The sequence below is a fragment of the Pseudomonas khavaziana genome (assembly GCF_019145205.1).
Classification (GTDB): Bacteria; Pseudomonadota; Gammaproteobacteria; order Pseudomonadales; family Pseudomonadaceae; genus Aquipseudomonas; species Aquipseudomonas khavaziana.
In genome coordinates, this window is the sequence record NZ_JAHSTT010000004.1 from 213,864 (window position 1) to 230,693 (window position 16,830).

Annotated in this window: 20 protein-coding genes; 14 read left to right on the forward strand and 6 right to left on the reverse strand. The window is 57.1% G+C overall.

Features of this window, described 5'->3' with window-relative positions; translation table 11 throughout:
* Positions 1-68: 68 nt before the first annotated feature.
* The 3 genes from KVH01_RS12070 to KVH01_RS12080 are packed head-to-tail and all read left to right on the forward strand — an operon-like array spanning position 69 to position 4,121.
* Positions 69-1,406, forward strand: a complete 1,338-nt coding sequence (locus KVH01_RS12070) for a cytochrome C (RefSeq protein WP_217881608.1) — start codon at positions 69-71, stop codon at positions 1,404-1,406.
* Positions 1,407-1,410: 4 nt separating this feature from the next.
* A complete protein-coding gene (locus KVH01_RS12075; RefSeq protein WP_217881609.1) occupies positions 1,411-1,902 on the forward strand; it encodes a sorbitol dehydrogenase family protein in 492 nt (163 codons plus the stop codon).
* Complete coding sequence (locus KVH01_RS12080; protein ID WP_217881610.1) at positions 1,899-4,121, forward strand: GMC oxidoreductase; 2,223 nt, start codon at positions 1,899-1,901, stop codon at positions 4,119-4,121. The genes KVH01_RS12075 and KVH01_RS12080 overlap by 4 nt, the downstream gene beginning before the upstream one ends.
* Positions 4,122-4,208: 87 nt before the next feature.
* On the opposite strand, the gene KVH01_RS12085 is transcribed toward KVH01_RS12080, so the two are convergent.
* The gene (locus KVH01_RS12085; protein WP_032896111.1) at positions 4,209-4,730 is read right to left on the reverse strand and encodes a DUF2846 domain-containing protein; all 522 of its coding nucleotides are present in this window, start codon (positions 4,728-4,730) and stop codon (positions 4,209-4,211) included.
* 63 nt (positions 4,731-4,793) lie between these two features.
* Positions 4,794-5,393 (reverse strand): hypothetical protein, encoded by a 600-nt coding sequence (locus KVH01_RS12090; RefSeq protein WP_217881611.1) that lies wholly within the window; start codon positions 5,391-5,393, stop codon positions 4,794-4,796.
* A gap of 526 nt (positions 5,394-5,919) precedes the next feature.
* Here KVH01_RS12090 and KVH01_RS12095 point away from each other — a divergent pair.
* A complete protein-coding gene (locus KVH01_RS12095) occupies positions 5,920-6,153 on the forward strand; it encodes a DUF6124 family protein (protein WP_103733771.1) in 234 nt (77 codons plus the stop codon).
* A 146-nt stretch (positions 6,154-6,299) separates the two neighbouring features.
* Positions 6,300-6,674, forward strand: a complete 375-nt coding sequence (locus KVH01_RS12100) for a GFA family protein (RefSeq protein ID WP_217881612.1) — start codon at positions 6,300-6,302, stop codon at positions 6,672-6,674.
* 191 nt (positions 6,675-6,865) lie between these two features.
* On the opposite strand, the gene KVH01_RS12105 is transcribed toward KVH01_RS12100, so the two are convergent.
* A complete protein-coding gene (locus KVH01_RS12105) occupies positions 6,866-7,012 on the reverse strand; it encodes a hypothetical protein (protein WP_164487184.1) in 147 nt (48 codons plus the stop codon).
* 521 nt (positions 7,013-7,533) lie between these two features.
* Here KVH01_RS12105 and KVH01_RS12110 point away from each other — a divergent pair.
* The 5 genes from KVH01_RS12110 to KVH01_RS12130 all read left to right on the forward strand — a co-directional run bounded on the left by KVH01_RS12110 (position 7,534) and on the right by KVH01_RS12130 (position 12,378).
* Entirely contained in the window at positions 7,534-7,764 is a 231-nt protein-coding gene (locus KVH01_RS12110) for a DUF6124 family protein (protein WP_217881613.1), read from the forward strand.
* 838 nt (positions 7,765-8,602) lie between these two features.
* Positions 8,603-9,085, forward strand: a complete 483-nt coding sequence (locus KVH01_RS12115; RefSeq protein ID WP_217881614.1) for a GNAT family N-acetyltransferase — start codon at positions 8,603-8,605, stop codon at positions 9,083-9,085.
* Positions 9,086-9,483: 398 nt separating this feature from the next.
* Positions 9,484-9,978: a hypothetical protein gene (locus tag KVH01_RS12120; protein WP_225924163.1), complete on the forward strand. Its 495-nt coding sequence runs from the start codon at positions 9,484-9,486 to the stop codon at positions 9,976-9,978.
* A gap of 69 nt (positions 9,979-10,047) precedes the next feature.
* Positions 10,048-10,863, forward strand: a complete 816-nt coding sequence (locus KVH01_RS12125; RefSeq protein ID WP_217881615.1) for a hypothetical protein — start codon at positions 10,048-10,050, stop codon at positions 10,861-10,863.
* A gap of 84 nt (positions 10,864-10,947) precedes the next feature.
* Complete coding sequence (locus KVH01_RS12130) at positions 10,948-12,378, forward strand: IS1182 family transposase (protein WP_217881616.1); 1,431 nt, start codon at positions 10,948-10,950, stop codon at positions 12,376-12,378.
* Between the two features lie 450 nt (positions 12,379-12,828).
* Here KVH01_RS12130 and KVH01_RS12135 read toward each other — a convergent pair whose 3' ends face one another.
* Complete coding sequence (locus KVH01_RS12135; RefSeq protein ID WP_225924164.1) at positions 12,829-13,812, reverse strand: NADPH:quinone reductase; 984 nt, start codon at positions 13,810-13,812, stop codon at positions 12,829-12,831.
* Positions 13,813-13,954: 142 nt separating this feature from the next.
* Here KVH01_RS12135 and KVH01_RS12140 point away from each other — a divergent pair, with 142 nt between their 5' ends.
* On the forward strand, positions 13,955-14,299 hold the full coding sequence (locus KVH01_RS12140; protein WP_217881617.1) for a winged helix-turn-helix transcriptional regulator: 345 nt from the start codon (positions 13,955-13,957) through the stop codon (positions 14,297-14,299).
* A 106-nt stretch (positions 14,300-14,405) separates the two neighbouring features.
* Here KVH01_RS12140 and KVH01_RS12145 read toward each other — a convergent pair whose 3' ends face one another.
* Positions 14,406-14,639, reverse strand: coding sequence for a hypothetical protein (locus tag KVH01_RS12145; RefSeq protein WP_003192651.1), 234 nt, complete (start codon positions 14,637-14,639; stop codon positions 14,406-14,408).
* A 161-nt stretch (positions 14,640-14,800) separates the two neighbouring features.
* Here KVH01_RS12145 and KVH01_RS12150 point away from each other — a divergent pair, with 161 nt between their 5' ends.
* Genes KVH01_RS12150 through KVH01_RS12160 form a run of 3 tightly spaced genes read left to right on the forward strand, consistent with a single transcriptional unit; the run spans position 14,801 to position 15,977 of the window.
* Positions 14,801-15,343: a GNAT family N-acetyltransferase gene (locus KVH01_RS12150; protein ID WP_217881618.1), complete on the forward strand. Its 543-nt coding sequence runs from the start codon at positions 14,801-14,803 to the stop codon at positions 15,341-15,343.
* A 33-nt stretch (positions 15,344-15,376) separates the two neighbouring features.
* Positions 15,377-15,619, forward strand: a complete 243-nt coding sequence (locus tag KVH01_RS12155) for a hypothetical protein (protein WP_057024598.1) — start codon at positions 15,377-15,379, stop codon at positions 15,617-15,619.
* 58 nt (positions 15,620-15,677) lie between these two features.
* Positions 15,678-15,977, forward strand: a complete 300-nt coding sequence (locus KVH01_RS12160; protein WP_198720828.1) for an META domain-containing protein — start codon at positions 15,678-15,680, stop codon at positions 15,975-15,977.
* 126 nt (positions 15,978-16,103) lie between these two features.
* Here the strand turns inward: KVH01_RS12160 and KVH01_RS12165 are convergent, their stop codons facing one another.
* On the reverse strand, positions 16,104-16,823 hold the full coding sequence (locus tag KVH01_RS12165; RefSeq protein WP_217881619.1) for a class I SAM-dependent methyltransferase: 720 nt from the start codon (positions 16,821-16,823) through the stop codon (positions 16,104-16,106).
* Positions 16,824-16,830 lie beyond the last annotated feature (7 nt).

A 16,830-nucleotide genomic window follows, 5' to 3' on the forward strand; every position in this document is an offset into this window, starting at 1 on the left:
GAACATTCGGTCCATGAAGGGCCAGTACGCCTCGTCGTCCCGACGCTTTATCTGCTGAGGAGACGATAATGAAAATAACCTTGAAACGGTTGGCGTGCCTGGGTGCAAGCTTCACCAGCGCGCTCGCCATGGCCGATGCGGCCGGCCCGCCAGTGCTGTCACCTGCGATCCCCTTCGACGTCACCGCCAACCCTCCCTTCACCCTGGACAACCTGCAACACGATTTCGACGTGCTGTCGTGGCAGACCTTCGTCGCCCTGAACTGGCCCGCAAAGGCCGACGGCAGCGCCGACACCTCGGTGAAAATCGGCACGCCGGGGCAGACGGTTTGGGAGTCGTGGAAGGAGAGCTACGCGATTTTCCTGCCACAAGGCCAGAAGCCGCTCGCCTGGGACCAGGCCACGCCGCCGCCCGCCGCCTGCCAAGGCAAAGGTAACCTGCCCGTACTGCAACAGATGGGCAAGGTCGCCGGTGTGCTCGACGAATTCATCCAGCCGTTCAAGACCGGCCCGCTGGTGGACCAGAATGGCACCTACACGCGCAACGCGATCATGGTCAACCAGCCGATGTTCGACGACATCGTCAACAAGGGTCTCTACAGCAAGGAAGGCCAGCAAGCGTTCCTGGGCAAGGCCGACAACCGCATCGCCTTCTCCTGCGGCGTGAAGGACAAGCAGGTCGGCGCGATCATGGTCAAGTCGGCCTGGAAGGTACTGGGCGGCAACGACAACCCGCAGGAATTCCATGCCGTCGACGCCTTGGTCTACACCCCCGGCAACACCGACCCGAACACGGGCGCGGTGATCCCTGAGTCGTGCAGCGCACAGAAGGTCGGGCTGGTCGGCCTGCATATCGTGCACAAGACCAAAGATGCGCCGCAGTGGGTATGGTCGACCTTTGAGCACGTGCGCAACGTGCCGGAAAAGACCACGCCGATGAACGAGCGCAAGGGCCCCTACCTGTTCTACGACGCCCAGGCCAGCGACCGCCCGATAAACGAGCCGCCAGCGCGCCCGTGGGACCCATCGAAGAAAGCCACGCCGTCGCAGATCGTGCGGGAAATACCGCTCACCGTCGCGACCCACCAGCTCAACGCGCAGTGGCAAGGCGCGCTGAAGGGCACGGTCTGGGCCAACTACCAGCTGATCAGCACCCAGTGGCCGACCGCCCCCGCCGATGACTGCCAACTGCCGTCGCCAACCAACCCGCTGGGCACACCTGCCCCGTCCTTCCTGGCCAACGCCACCCTGGAAACCTACAACCAGGGCACCACGCCACAGGCCTCATCCAGCTGTATGGAATGCCACAACAACGCGACCACCCGGGTGACCCAGTCCCCGCGCACCAGCTTCGCCGATTTCACCTTCCTGCTTGAACGTGCCCAATCCACTGGCGCCAAGGAGTGATGCCATGAGCGACCCGAACCTGCAAAACTTCATTGACCTGTCCGCCGTGCTCACCGGTCTTGCCGCCGACCTGCTCGCGCCGACCCTCGACCCGATCAAACTGCCGCCGCTGTTCTTCGCCACGGCCCAGCAAGGCATGGGCACCGCCGCGTTCAGCAATTTGCTGACGCTGTACGCCAGCATCAAGAACCAACCGCCTGCGCAAATCGCCAGCGCCGTGCTCGGCAACTCGGACCCGCAGATCGCCCAGGGCGCCCGCTCGATCATGAAGCTGTGGCTGCTTGGCAGCTGGTACCAACCTTATGACCAGGGCACCGCCCACAAGGGTGACACTCGCGTGGTCTCCGACCAGGCCTACAAGGAAAGCTGGGCGTGGAAGATCGCCCAATCCCACCCCATGGGCTATAGCCAGTACCACTTCGGCTACTGGAACGAGCAGCCACCGACCCTCAAGCAATTCACCGGTGTCGACGCCAAGGAAGGGCAGCAGCCATGAGCACTCTACACACCCAGAACATCGAAACCGCCGATGTGATCGTCGTGGGCGCCGGCATGGCCGGCAGCGTCATGGCCTATCAGTTGGGCCTGGCCGGCTTGAAAGTGCTGGTGCTCGAGTCGGGCCCGGCGATCCCGCCTAACCGCAGCGAGTACCTGGAGCGTTTCTACACTGCCGTGTTCAAGTCGCCCGAGTCGCCCTACCCACCGGAGCAGACCGAGCAGACCCCGGCCAAACAGTTCGCCCCGCGAGCGACTATCCAGGACTTGATCACTGCCGGCAGCGACGACCCGGACAAGGTGCAGAAGAGCTACCTGGTACAAAAGGGGCCGCACCTGTTCGCCAGTACCTACGAGCGGGTAGGCGGCGGCACCATGTGGCACTGGATGGGCACGGCCCTGCGCCTGTTGCCCAACGACTTTCGCATGCGCACTGCGTACAACGTCGGGGTCGACTGGCCGATCAGCTACGACGACCTGCAAACCGCCTACTGCCGCGCCGAGCAAGAGATAGGCGTGTCCGCCGATGTCGCTTCGCAGACCTACCTGGGCGTGACCTTCCCCCAGGGCTATCAATACAGCATGCACGGCATCCCGCCGTCGTTGGTCGACCAGGGCCTGGGCAAGGGCATCAATGGCACGCAGTACCAGGGCATCACCCTCAACGTGCGGCAGACCCCGGCCGGGCGCAACTCGCAGAACGACAACGGCCGCCGGGTGTGCGCCGGTAACACCAGCTGCACGCCGATCTGCCCGATCCAGGCCAAGTACGATGCCACCGTGACCATGGCCAAGGCACTGGATACCGGCAACGTGCGGATCCTCTACCAGGCCGTGGCGAGCCAGGTGCAGGTCGATGCCAATGGAGTCACAGGTATCGATTTCATCCAGTACCAGAACAACGGCACGCACCAGAACGGCACGGCCCAGGGCAAGCGCTACGTGATCGCCGCCCACGCGATCGAAACGCCGAAGCTGCTGCTCAACTCCATCGGCCCGCACAGCCCTAAAGGGGTCGCCAACAGCAGCGGCCAGGTCGGCCAGGCGTTGGCCGACCACCCGGTGTACCTGGCCTGGGGCCTGATGCCCGAAGGCAAGCCGCTGTTCCCGTTCCGCGGGCCGTTGTCCAGCTCGGGGATCGAGGACATGCGCGATGGCCCGTTCCGCAGCCAGCGTGCCGCCTGGCGTATCGAAATCGGCAACGAGGGTTGGAACTGGTCGGTAAACGACCCCTACACCTCGGTCTGCGATTTCATCGACGGCACCAACCATGGCGGCGCCAACCCCAGTAACCAGGCGTTGTCCGGCGTGGCGCTGGTGCAGCAGCTCAACAGCGTGCTGACCCGCCAGTTCCGTCTGGGCTTCTTGATCGAGCAGGTCGAGAAAGACCCCGACAAAGCGCTGTGCCGGGTAGAGAGGGCCGAGGGCTTCACCGACGGTTTGGGCCTGACCAGGCCACAGATCACCTACGAACTGTCCGACTACACCAAGGAGGGCTTCAAGCAGGCGCGCCTGGCCGCCACCCATATCATCACCAAGCTGATGGGCGCCACCGAGCTGACCGACCTGAACCCTGAACTCAAGCCCGGCTCGCAAACGGTGTTCAAGTACGACGGCCAGAACTACGCGTTCTTCGGCGCTGGCCACCTGATGGGCACCTACCGCATGGGCTCGGACCGCACCAAGTCAGTGGTGGACAAGGACCAGCGCAGCTGGGACCACCCCAACCTGTTCCTGGTCGGCGACGGCGTGTTCCCCACCACCGGCACCGCCAACCCGACCTTGACCATCACCGCGCTGACCTTCCAGGCCGCCGATGTGGTCGCCAGCGACCTGCTCAAGCGTACCGTGCAGGTGCAGGCCAACCAGGCCTGGCAAGGCACCGGCGTGCAGGTCAACGGGCATAGCTGGCAACTGGCGGTGTGCACCGGTGGGCAGTGGACGGCCAACCCGGGCACCGGGATGGTCGGCGCGGCGGGCAACTCAAGGTTGACCGCCAAGCCCGGCTATACCTTGCCCGGTCAAGCGGAAGGCGCGTTGATCGGGCGTATCGGCAACAGCGGCGCGCCGTTCCTGGTCGGCAACCAGGCGCAATTGCCGCGTGGCCAGCAGGGGGAGTTGCAGTTGTGCATCAATGACGACCTGACCGGGCGCTACGGGGCTGGCCTGAGCGATAACAGGGGCAGCCTGTCGGTGGAGGTGCGTTTCGGCACGGTGTAAGCGCTGGCATAGCAACCCCACAGTGCTGCGGTATTGTGGGGTTGCTCTCTGTCGGCAAGTTGGCTTCTGATGAAGTGGGACGCCCGGTTACCGTGCGGTCGCCGGCAACTCCTGGCACCACTTGATAGACCGCAGCGCTTCCTCGGCAGGCACAAGCGCGTAGCGCGAGTAAAACATTGTCCCGCTGAAACGACGGCCGTCGACTTCACCCAAGGTCTGCCCATCCTTGTAGTCAGAGGTACTGAGTTGATCGGCGATGTAATACACCTTGCCATTCTCGACAGTGATATCGAAACGCTGGTTAACCATACCGCTGATGATCGGTGGCGAAGTGGAGGCGACGCTGTGCTTACCGGCGGGAATGCCAGCCTTGAAAAAACTACCGGAAGGCAAGCTGCCGACGGTGCGGCCATCGACCTGAATAGTCGGGGCCACCCCGCTACCGATGCTCGCCGCCGTGCGATAAAAGTAAACCGTGGCCTCATCCGCACGAGGTTCAGCCGGTGACGTGAAGAACGGTTGACCTTTGAGGTCCGGACCGCTGATACAACCGGTCAGTGAGACCAGGCCTGCGAACAGGCTGGCCCAGAGTAGCGTAGAGCGCTTCATGCATGAATTCCTTGAACGTGGATCAATGGGCGTCGGGTTTGATGACTGTCACCGTTACCCGATTCAGATCGTGCACAGCCCTTTACCGAAATCAGTGGCATCAGAACTCGGCCAAGGCGCAAAACCGCTCTTCGGCGTCAGATTCACGATGTTGCGGTCCTTGAGCATCGGGTACTTGCGCTTGAGCGCCTGCACCGTGTCCTCAGCATTGTTGACGTTGGACAGGCAAAAGCGCAGGGCATCGGCGCGCAGATCGCCGATATAGAGAGTTTCCCCGGCCTTCACCGAGAAAACCGCAGGCACAGGGCGTGGCATCGACTTACCCGCGTAATACACGTAATGCCACTGCGTGTACTCATACTCACCCGGCGGCACTTCATACATGAAGTAATGGCCCAGCAAATGGGCTGATGGCTGATCATCTTCATTGCCCAACGTCGTCAGCCGTAATGCGGTGCCGGGTGCGCCCTGTTGGTCGATTTCAACCACCAGCCCATGGGGCTGCATCAGATAGCTCTCACCAATCGAACCGACGATGATCGCCTTACTCGGGTCCGGCGCGTGCTTGCCGTCGTAGCGTGACGTCGCGCACCCGGACAGAAGCGTCGCGCAAAGTGCGACTGCAGCCCAGACGAGATATTTACTGCTGACTTTCCCTAGCATTGGTCTTTTTTTCCGATCAGTAATTTTGCAGTTTGTAGAGCCCAGCCGAGCGAACCGAAAGTTCGCACGCCTGGTGCTTCGTTGTTGGCTCGTCGGCATCTATTGTCCAGCTACCCGCACCTTGATAACAACCCACGCTTGACCCACTCCTGTAGGAGCGAGCTTGCTCGCGAAAAACCCAAACGATAACGCAGCGCCTGAAGGAAAAATCCGATTCCCCTGCCGCACCTTGCTCCATTGCCTACGCCTGCGTCAGAATCCGCCGGCTTGTGTGCTGGGGTGGCCGTCTCTAAGGTGGCTCGGTCGCTGAATTGTTCAGTGATTCGGGTTTAGTAGCCTGAGCTTGGGTATCTATTAGTGCATGAGCTTCATCAGTCAGACGTTGCGTCTGTGCTTGATGGTGGCTGTGCGTAGGGCGTCTTCGGGCGCGCCGGCTTTAGATATCCACCGGTCTACTAACCTGCGTACAGCTGCCACCCACTGTTTAGTAGCGGAAAGGTGGTGGCATCACTCAGGATGTCTACGCATGTCAAAATCAGATTCAAGTGCCCTCTTCAACGTTGCCCCCAACGCCAGCAACGAAAGCCTCATCACCAACAGCTACGAAACCTTCACCAGCGTCAGCACCCTGCTGCTCGACCTGTCCGAAGACCTCAACGGCAAACACCGCGACATCGCCCTGGCGATCCACCAACTGAGCGAACTGGGCGTACTCCTCACCGCCAGACTTCTTGACCGCGAAGTGCCCTGCCCTGGCTGATGATTAGCCCTTCAACTTGCTAGCCCGATAAACCGCCGCGTCGTCGTGAGCCACCTACAGTGACTCGGCGGTTTGGTTTGATGGGTAGGTCGACTGACTAGCGCGGGACGGTTACGCTGACGTTTTTCGCATGACGGGAAAAGCGTATGACAACGGTGTACCAGGGAAGCTGCTTATGCACAGCCGTCACTTACGAGCTATCCGCCACGCCGAAAGCAGTGAGCCATTGCCATTGCCGCCAATGCCGCAAAGGTCACGGGGCTGCATTCGCTTCTTACGCCAGTGTTCCCCGTGACGCACTACGGGTACTTTCCGGCGCTACAAGCATCAAAACCTATGCATCTTCAGAAACCGTGTTACGCGAATTTTGCTCGCATTGTGGCTCGACATTGTTCTGGTCACGATCTCAAGGCGAGTTTGCCGATTGGGTTTCGATAGCCCTGGGCACGCTCGACACGGCTTTCATAGCTGAAAAGCAAAAATACGTTCATGTCGACTCCGCAGTGCACTGGTGCGGCTGACTGCTTCGAGTCATTTCAGCTGGTTATGACAGGCTGAAACCGGCAAATAGCTGCCCGTCTCAGAAACCGCCAATCCGCATGATATAAGCGAAAACAGGAAAAAGGGGACCAGGAAAAAGGGGACGGATTTATTTCTAGGAAAATAAATCTGTCCCCTTTTTTACTGTAAATACTGCGTTGCCCGGCGGGGCTTACCCCTGTTCCCAATGAATGTACGGGATAGTGCAGCCGTCGTCTGCACGGCATGGCTCATTGAAAGGATTTTTGTCAACGGCTAGCGCGTTGGCGCCGAAGCCTAAAGCCAGCAAAGCAGAAAAAAGAACGATATGTAGTTTCATGAGGTTCTCCTTGAGCGACATTGCTCGCTTTAAGCGTAGTACGTGCGAGGCGGCAGGTCGCCCGCCCACACAGCGCTCAAAATCTGGTTCAGATTTTTCCTACACGCCGTCGAGTTGATCGCGGAGCTGGGCGAAAGCGGCAAAGATCAGGCGTCATGTTGAGCACTGCATCTTTCACCGCAATTGGTAGTGCCTGAAGGCAAAATCCGATTCACGCGCCGCGGCTTGCTCCATTGCCTACGCGTGCGTCAGAATCCGCCGGCTTGTGCGCTGGGGTAGCCGTCTCTAAGGTGGCTCGGTCGCTGAATTGTTCAGTGATCGGGTTTAGTAGCCCACCTTAGACCTAACAAGTGCACAAGCTTCCTCCATCAGACGTCCTCGTCTGTGCTTGATGGTGGCTGTGCGCAGGGCGTCCTCGGACGCGCCGGTTTTGTTAGGTTCCACCGGTCTACTAACCTGCGTACAGCTACCGCCCTATTGTTTAGTAGCGATGGGAAGTGGCCCAAGCAAGGAACTTAACCATGGTTAACGATTCAACCACGCTCTATACCGTAGCCCCCAACGCCAGCAACGAAACCCTCATCACCAACAGCTACGAAACCTTCACCAGCGTCAGCACCCTGCTGCTCGACCTGTCCGAAGACCTCAACGGCAAACACCGAGACATCGCCCTGGCGATCCACCAACTGAGCGAACTGGGCGTACTCCTCACCGCCAGACTCCTGGACCGCGAAGCACCCTGCCTTGGCTGATGATCAGCTCTTCAACTTATTAGACCGATGACTCGCCGGGTCGTTGTAGGCCACATACAACGACACGGCGAGTTGGCGCTTGATGGCTTTGTGGATTCAGCCTCGGCACAAAGCCCTCTGCGATGACGAGAGCGGCGACTGCTTTCGGCCCAGAGTGTGTAAATACTTAGCAGGAACGTGCGGCACTGAGGTAAAGCTGGTCTGTAGATCTCAAACCGAAGGGATGCCCTCGAATGCCGGGATCTTCTAGAACCAGTGTTCGTGCATTTTCGAAAGAAATACAGAGGTAATCGGCAGACTAGATGCTGAACCGATGACCGAGTCGATCCCGCACTTCGGACACAGAGCGGTGCTATCTAGATCAACCCAGTCAGTGATTTCTGAGGGCGAAAACACAGTTAAACAGTAAAAACAGCCACAGTGATCGCTTGCTTCAATTTGAGTACGGTGATTTGTAGAAAATAGGTGCGCTGAAATCACATCCATGGGCAGGCCCTTAAGCTCCAAATTTACTAGCATTACTTTCTTGCATCAGAGTACATCAAGAGCCTTCCAACGTTGCTACGATTGCCCAAAGTGATAACGCAGGATTGCCTATGAAACGTTTCATCCAAGATGACGATCGCGGACAAAGCACCCTGCTTCCCGAAGCCTTGACGACTACGTCCCCTTTGTTGTGGTCCCCTTTGTTGTGCGGATTGGGTGGGTGTCTACTGGCATTGCAATTTCCTTGCTGGGGCCGTTACTCCATTTATGCCGTGAACATACCATGCGGGTCGCTTCATCAGTATCAGGCTCTCTATACTGGGGCCCCAGGATGGTAGTTGGAGCACACCCTATGCCCGTCGCACCCAATCAAAATTCCCCCATCATTTTGGTCCCGGCTCAACAAAGCGACTTGGATAATCTTGTAGCCATTCGAATTGAGGCCATGCGCGAAAGTCTGGAGCGTGTTGGGCGATTTGATCCGGTCCGTGCGCGGGAGCGGTTTCTTAGCGGCTTTGAAGCTCGCAACACACGCTACATCGAGGCATCTGGAGAGAGGGTGGGTTTCGTAGTGGTCAAACATCACCACAATGAACTCTTGCTCGATCATTTGTATGTAAGGCCGAGCGCGCAGGGATCAGGGGTAGGGTCTGCTGTTCTCACGCAGATTTTCAAAGAGGCGGATGCGGCTGCGCTTCCTATTAAAGTGGGTGCTCTCAAAGAAAGCGCTTCCAATCGCTTTTATACCCGCCATGGCTTCCAGTTCATCGAAAGCAGTGAATTCGACAATTATTATATTCGTCAGCCTATTCCGGCGATTGGCCCAGCTTGCTAGCTGGATATGATGCGCCTCGACGTACGCAAAGCTCTGCCTTTTCAACTGGCTCGTTTTCAGCTTGGCCAGCCGGGTTCAAGCGCTGCAACGCGATCAGGCACCGGCCACCGTCCAACAGAACCAGTTCATAGTCCTGACCCGCCTTTGGGGTGAACGGAGGATTTGCTGGCAGGGTCAGCGGCAGTGGTAAGGACTCTCGCTGTGCAGTTCCCCGCCACTATGGGGGATAGCCGGTAGCGGCAACCAGGACCACTGCGCAAGCTGTTGAAATTGAAGGGTTGCAGGCTGGATATGTGTTAGTCCCTGCAGGTTGTGAAATCCTTATTCATCCGACGTGTCAAAAACAGCAACCCTTGGCTTAAAGAATTCTGGTTACCTGCCGCTATAGAGGTTGAGTCTTGCTGTCTTTTCTATACAAGATGACGCGCAAGGACAAGAGTCATAGTGATTATCAAATTAAAGGGATATTTATGAGATTCGCTAAACTGTTCGGGGCAGCAACTTTATTCGTCTCTATGATTGCATCTGCCCAGGCAGGCATAATCGTTACCGTGAAGGTGAAGAACTCTACGAACGGTCCAGCCGCCTACACTTTCGAATACTTTTCAGGGAGTGTAGCCCCCTCCCCAAGTACGATTCTACCGTCTGCAACGACAACATTTGCCCTGACCAGTGTGGCGGATACGGTTTCAGGAATGCGGTTCGTCTATACGTCAGGCAATAAGAAATGTCGTTTTGCAGCAAGCCACCAAGTCAATCCAACGACTAAAACCCCTAGCTGGACTAAAATGGGCACTAGCACTGGTTCCGATAAGGCTACTTGCAACGCCAATATCACAGCAATTCAATCGACGCCTCCCTATAACTACACTGTCGAATTTGAAATCAAATAATCCGACATTTGTATAGGCACCCTAGCTGGAGATAGCTCTCGATCTATCGCCAGCGTATGGAGTATCACCATGGATATTTCGATTAAATCGTATCAAGCAAGCACACAGGCAAAGGTTTCTGCACAAGAGAAGCCTCCTTCGTCCAACCCTGTAAATTTACCTTCAGGGGATGCTCCCTTCAAGACGACGGAGACCGTCACAATCTCCGATTCTGCACGGGCACTGTACGCATTAAGTAACGCTGATGATAAACAAGCCGCTATGTCCAATAGGGATTTAAAAGGACAATATGCAAAAGGTCAGAGCGATATGTACAGTTTCGGGCAGCGGATTGCTGGGGGGAATCTTAATAATGCGGATCTACTTCCCAAAACAGACGACCCTGCCCGTTTGGCGTTAGGTCAGCGGTCACTGGATTACGCAATTGGGCTTTCTAAGCTCCCGCCCGAAAAACTTCCAAACCCATTTGAAGGTATGGCTCGAAACGGGCTAAGCAATATTGTTTATGATGATTCAGGAACCTATACGGATGCAGAGCGATATGCCGCTTATGGGGAGCTTAGTAAGCAGGATGAAACCTATTTTTCCAAGTTGTACGCCAATATAACGAACGGCGGTGACAACAGTGAAATCTTCAAAGGCATCATGGACTATTTCGATGATCTTCCAGCGGTCGAGAAAGCGGCATACCCTGATGGCTTCAGAGACAGTATAAAAAGTCTTTACCAAGAGCAGTTAGAACAATCGGGGCCGCTCGCCCTTCTCAGGCAATCGACTGAAAACGACTCTGATAAATTGTCATCGAGCGTCTTCAACAAGGCACAATCACCGGAGCAGATGTTGCAGGCCATCTTAGAAAAAGCGATTGCTCTTTCGGCGGTCTGAGGTCTCTCTTGGGCCCAGAGTGTGTAAAAACACCTTCGCGAACCCTTGCTATGATTTCTGAGGATTTCATCGCAGGGATCGCCCATGAAGCGCTTTATCCAAGGTGAACATCGAGGCCAAGGCACCTTACTTCCCGAGAGCCTCGACGACTACGTCAGCGATACCAATCCGGTGCGCGTAGTCGACGTTTTTGTCGACGAACTCAACCTGGTTTCCTTGGGTTTTGACGGTGCTATTCCGGCTGACACAGGCCGTCCCGCTTACCACCCCGCGATCCTGTTGAAGATATACATCTACGGCTATCTCAACCGCATCCAGTCGAGCCGACGCCTGGAGCGAGAAGCTCAACGAAACGTCGAGCTGATGTGGTTGACCGGGCGTTTGATGCCGGATTTCAAGACCATCGCCAACTTCCGAAAAGACAACAGCAAGGCCATTCGAGGCGTCTGTCGCCAGTTCGTTGTGCTCTGTCAGCAGTTGGGACTTTTCGGAGAAAATCTGGTCGCCATCGATGGCAGTAAATTCAAAGCAGTCAACAACCGCGACCGCAATTTCACCAGCGCCAAACTGAAGCGGCGAATGGAAGAAATTGAATCGAGCATCAACCGTTACCTGACAGCACTCGATGCTGCCGATCGGCAAGAGCCAACAGCCTCCGAGCCCAGCGCCGTGCGGCTGGAGGAGAAAATTGCCAAGCTGAAGACGCAAATGAAAGAGCTTAAAGCGATCGAAATCCGGCTCAACGAATCGCCGGATAAACAGGTCTCACTGACCGATCCAGACGCCCGCTCCATGATGACGCGCGGCGCGGGAATTGTCGGCTACAACGTGCAAACAGCGGTCGACACCCAGAACCATTTGATCGTTGCTCATGAGGTCACCAACTTCGGTTCCGACCGAGATCAACTCAGCTCGATGGCGAAGCAGGCTCGCGATGCCATGGCGTCCGAAACGCTGGCGGTGGTAGCTGACCGAGGTTACTTCAAGAGTGAAGAAATCCTTGCCTGTCACGACGCGGACATCACTGCCTACGTGCCAAAGCCGATGACTTCAAGCGCCAAGGCAGATGGTCGATTCAACAAAGATGCGTTCGTTTATGACGCGACGAAAAACGAATACATCTGCCCGGCTGGAGAGGCGCTGCCTTGGCGCTTCTCCAGTATTGAGAAAGGCATGAATATGCACTGTTATTGGAGTTCGAAATGCCAGGGTTGCACGCTGAAAACGCAGTGCACGCCGAGCAAAAATCGTCGAGTAAGGCGCTGGGAACATGAAACGGTGCTCGAGGAAATGCAGCGTCGGTTGAATGATGCGCCGGACATGATGCGAATCCGAAAAAGGACAGTTGAGCATCCCTTCGGGACGCTCAAACAATGGATGGGCTCAACGCATTTCCTGACGCGCAAGCTGGTTGGGGTAAGCGCTGAGATGAGTCTGAATGTACTCGCCTACAACATGAAGCGAGTTATGAGCATTATTGGTACAGCAAGCTTGCTGAAGGCGATGGCGGTGTAAAGTCTCGGTTTTCTCTGCCCCAGAAGGCGCTCAACCGCTACATAACCGCTTTGGAAGGTCATTAATGCTTATCACGGAAAACGCTTGGACAATTGCATCGCCCAGGAACGCCTGAATGACGCATTCGATATACGAAAGCGTTTTTACACACTCTGGGCCGAAAGCCGTCGTTGAAAACGCTTGAGTTCAGCACCAAACAGGCTGCATGCATTTGCGGTGAGCGAAGCATTGCTTCGATCAGCTCGGCCCATTTGGTCAGCACGGTGCAGTCGAAGTCCATATCATCGCTGCTTTTAAATGCGCTCATGAATAGCAATAGTTTGGTTTTGAGCAGCCGTTATTTTCCATAAGCGTCGGGCCAATTTCGCAGAGAGATCGGGGGCAGACCACGGTTATAAAATTGTGGTCTGGCCCCGATTTTCAATTTTCAGACCGATTTTCAGACCTCGCTCACAAAGCGACGAGTACCTTGCCCATAACGGATGCCGATTCAAGAGCGAGGTGCGCGTCGGCGATCCTCTCCAGCGGCACACTCATCCCGATATGGGGCGCATAGCTGCCACTTACCAGGCAGGCGTTGATGTCCCTGATCGCGTCGATTTTCGCCGCCAGCGGTACCGAATAAATAAACACGAAGCGCAGCACGCATCCATGCACCATCGCGCTTAACAGCGGCAACGTGAGCGCATCGGTGGCATGCGTCATCGCGTAGGAACTGATGACACCCCCAGGCGCCAGGCATGCAAGGTCTATATCCAGGTTCGCTTTCACGTTAACGTCGACGATGCGGTCCACACCCATGTTGCCCGTACGCGCCTTGACTACTGCGGCAACATCTTCATTTAGACGGTTCAACACCAGATCTGCCCCCGCCGCCCGAGCGACGGCGGCCTGCTCTTCATTCCTGACGGTGGCCGCTATCCACGCGCCCGCCCACTTTGCCAGGAGGATGGCGGCGGTGCCGACCACGCCCGCTCCGCCTTGCACCAGTACATTCCGGCCCCGGATGTCGCCATCGGCGAACAGACAACGATGAGCAGTCAAGGCCGGGATGCCGAGTGATGCACCGACCTCGAAAGATACGTTATCAGGCAGTGGCACAGCCTGCGCCGACGGCACCACGACATAGTCGGCCGCGGTGCCTGTCGGCCTGCCGTATTGCGCTTCATAAACCCATACCCGCTGGCCTACCCGACCAGCCTCTTTCGGATCGCCCACGGCGTCAATGACGCCCGCGCCGTCCTGGTGCGGAATGATCCGCGAGAACGGCATCGCGGAGGAGAACCCGGTGCGGGCCTTGAGGTCGGTTGGGTTCAGTCCCGACATGTGCACCCGGACTCGGACTTCTCCGGGGCCGGGTTGGGGATCAGGGATTTCGGCGACGCAAAGCACCTCATGTGCGGGGCCTTGACGCTCGTAAAAAGCCGCTTTCATGGATTTGTTCTCCGGCGTGGAAGGCATGCTTGCGTGAGGCACGATTATCGAAATCCAGTATATTTTTTACAAGTAGGCACACTCTTTATACATAAGGATAAAAAATATACTATTGAGCCTTTATCTGGCCTGAGGCAGCGTCATGACACGTGGCAAGCTCGATCAATACCGGTGCACGGTCGAAATCACAGTCCACATCGCTGGCGGCAAATGGAAGCCGTTGATCATTCACTACCTGCTGAGCGGAACCAAGCGTTTCGGCGAACTGAAAAAGCTGATCGGCGGGGTCACGCAGCGCTCGTTGACGTTGCAGCTGCGCGAGCTTGAGGCAAGCGGCATTGTCAGCCGTGAGGTATTTGCCGAAGTGCCTCCACGGGTGGAGTACACGCTGACGGCGCTCGGAAGCACACTGACTCCGATACTGGAAGCGATGAAGTCCTGGGGCGAACACTACCTGGAGAGCAAGACCCGCAAAGAGGATGGTTAAGCGCTGCGAGCTACGGCATCAGGGTTTATCCGTTGCAGTCCAGGCGGTCTTTGGTTAGTCGCCCAACAGGGACGCCCTCATTACCGCAGCCATGGATTGACTTGCACTAGCCCTTCAACTCACCCGCCCGATTGCTCGCCGCATCGTCATACGCCACATACAGCGACTCAGCAATTTGGCTTTTGATCGCCTTGGTGGCCTCCAGCCCCAACACAAAACCCTCGGCTTTACCGCCAGCGCGGTTAAGTTCTTCATGGGTGGAGGCGCCCGTAATAGCGTCAAGCAGCTTGGCGGCGTGGGGGCCGACGCCTTTGGGGAGGGAGATCTGGTCGATGGACATTATCGCTACCTTGAAAAATTGAGTTCGGGAGCGAGTGGAACCACTGCCGGGGCTGGCATGGTAGACCTGTTTGCCATGAAAAGGGTCGCTTTACGCGCAGCGGCGCTATTCTTCGCGGTTACGCAGTCAGCGTTGGGTCATTGATAAATCTGGAGGGGCTTATGGAGTATTGCGTTGAGGGCTACCGCCTTCGGCCATTGTCACGTGACGATTTCGAGAGGATCAGCCGTTACGAACGCGTCAATCGCAGGCATCTGCAACCCTGGGAGCCACTCAGGGACGAGGAGTATTTCACCACGGGCAGCGCCAAGGCCAGGGTCGAGCAGCAGGTAAACAGTATGCAAGCTGGCAATGCTCTGTTTTTCCTCTTGCTTGAGCCCGAGAACGGAGAGGTTCTAGCGCGGTGTAATTACGCGAACATCGTGAAGGGCGTTTTTCAGGCCTGTCATCTCGGTTTCTCGCTGGCGGAATCGGCCCAAGGTCGCGGCCTGATGAAAAAGACACTTCAGGTCACCAACCGTCACTGCTTTGAGCAACTGAGCCTTCACCGGATCATGGCCAATCATTTACCCCGCAATGTGCGAAGTGAACGTCTTCTGGAATCGCTGGGGTTTGAGAAGGAAGGTTATGCGCGAGCCTATTTGAAAATTGCCGGCGTCTGGGAGGACCATACGCTGAGATCACTGATCAACCCTGAACAATAAGCGCGCCACCCACCCCACTCAGGAATAAAGCCGATGCCCACCGAGCCCCTCTGCCTGGTTTTCGTCCCCGCCCTCGCCGCCGTGCTGACAGCCGCCGAATCGAAAAAAGGCGCCCCCCTCAGCGAAGTCGAAGTCTGCAATATCCGCGACCAAGCCACTTGCATTGCGGTAACCTTCTCCACCGCGCTGGCGATGGAACAAGAGCGGGGTTACCCGGATATCATTGCCGAGGATTGCTGGAATGAGTGGCAACGCTTGCGCCCCTCGCTGCAATAACCCTCGCGCTGATCAGCCTATCGCCTGACGCCCCAACCCACTCCCAGGATTCACGGACTTGAAAAAATTACTCTCGCTTGGATGCATCACCCTGGCCTTGACCGGCTGCACATTCACCGGCGCCAATGAAGTTGCCCCAGGTGAATACATGATCAGCAGCCATGGCAGCATCTTCAACTCCAGGGAAGGCCTGCTGGAAAATATCAACCAGAAAGCCGCAAAGGTCTGTAACGGCAAACCTTATCGCTTGGAAGGTGACACCGGCGCCAATATGCTGGTGAGCACAACCTCCCATCTGGGCCCGACGCCTACTACCGTGCTGGGTCTGAAAGCCATTTGCGAGGGCGACAAGCCTTAAGCCCGTTGGAGCGCCTTTATGCCGCCTGCCTCACGCGATCACCCACGGATTGAAGGTCGTCTCATCGTCGGCGCCAATCGCCGCCATGCTGGTGGTGAAATGTGCGGGCGATCTGAAATCGGCCTTTCACTCCCCCGCTTTACACGTCAACCAGCCCCCCCAGAAAAGGCTGCTGAAGAAACGCGTCGCGTCGCCAAACCCGGCGTCGTGCAACAGTTTCTGAACCGCCGCTTCGGAATGTGGAGGGTCGGCGCCTTGGAGGATTTTACCAAGCTTGGCCTTTACTTCGTCCGAGCTGGATCCATGCTGGCGCCACCGTTGCCCCCAGGCCGCCAGCAGTAACGGCTGGCTGGCGTAAGCATAGTGATTGCCCGCGACAATCAGCGGTGCACCCGGTTTGAGATGCGCACGGATCGATTGCAGAATCTGGCGCTTGGCCTCATCACCCTCCAGATGGTGGAGTACACCGATCAAGGTGGCGGCGTCGTATGACGCATCTGCTGGCAGGTCTTCGAGGTGCCCAAGATGCAGGGTGGTTCTTTCAAGCAAGTGGTTTGCTTGCAACTGCTGCCTCGCTGCTTCCAGCATCGGCTGGGAGGGATCAACGGCCATGAAGCGCCAGCCCGGCTCGAGCCCGGCCATGGCTATGATCTCCTGCGCCGTACCGCCCGCGCCGACCACGAGTATGTTGGCCGAGGGCGCATCGCCGAGGCTTGCCGCCAGCATGCAGGCGGCCAGATCCTGGCAGGCATCATATCCCGCCAGGGCAATACGGCTCTGGCGTGCGTATTCACTGGCTCTTGAGGTATCAAATTTTTCAGCAGGGTTGGATGGGATCGAGTTCAAGACGGTT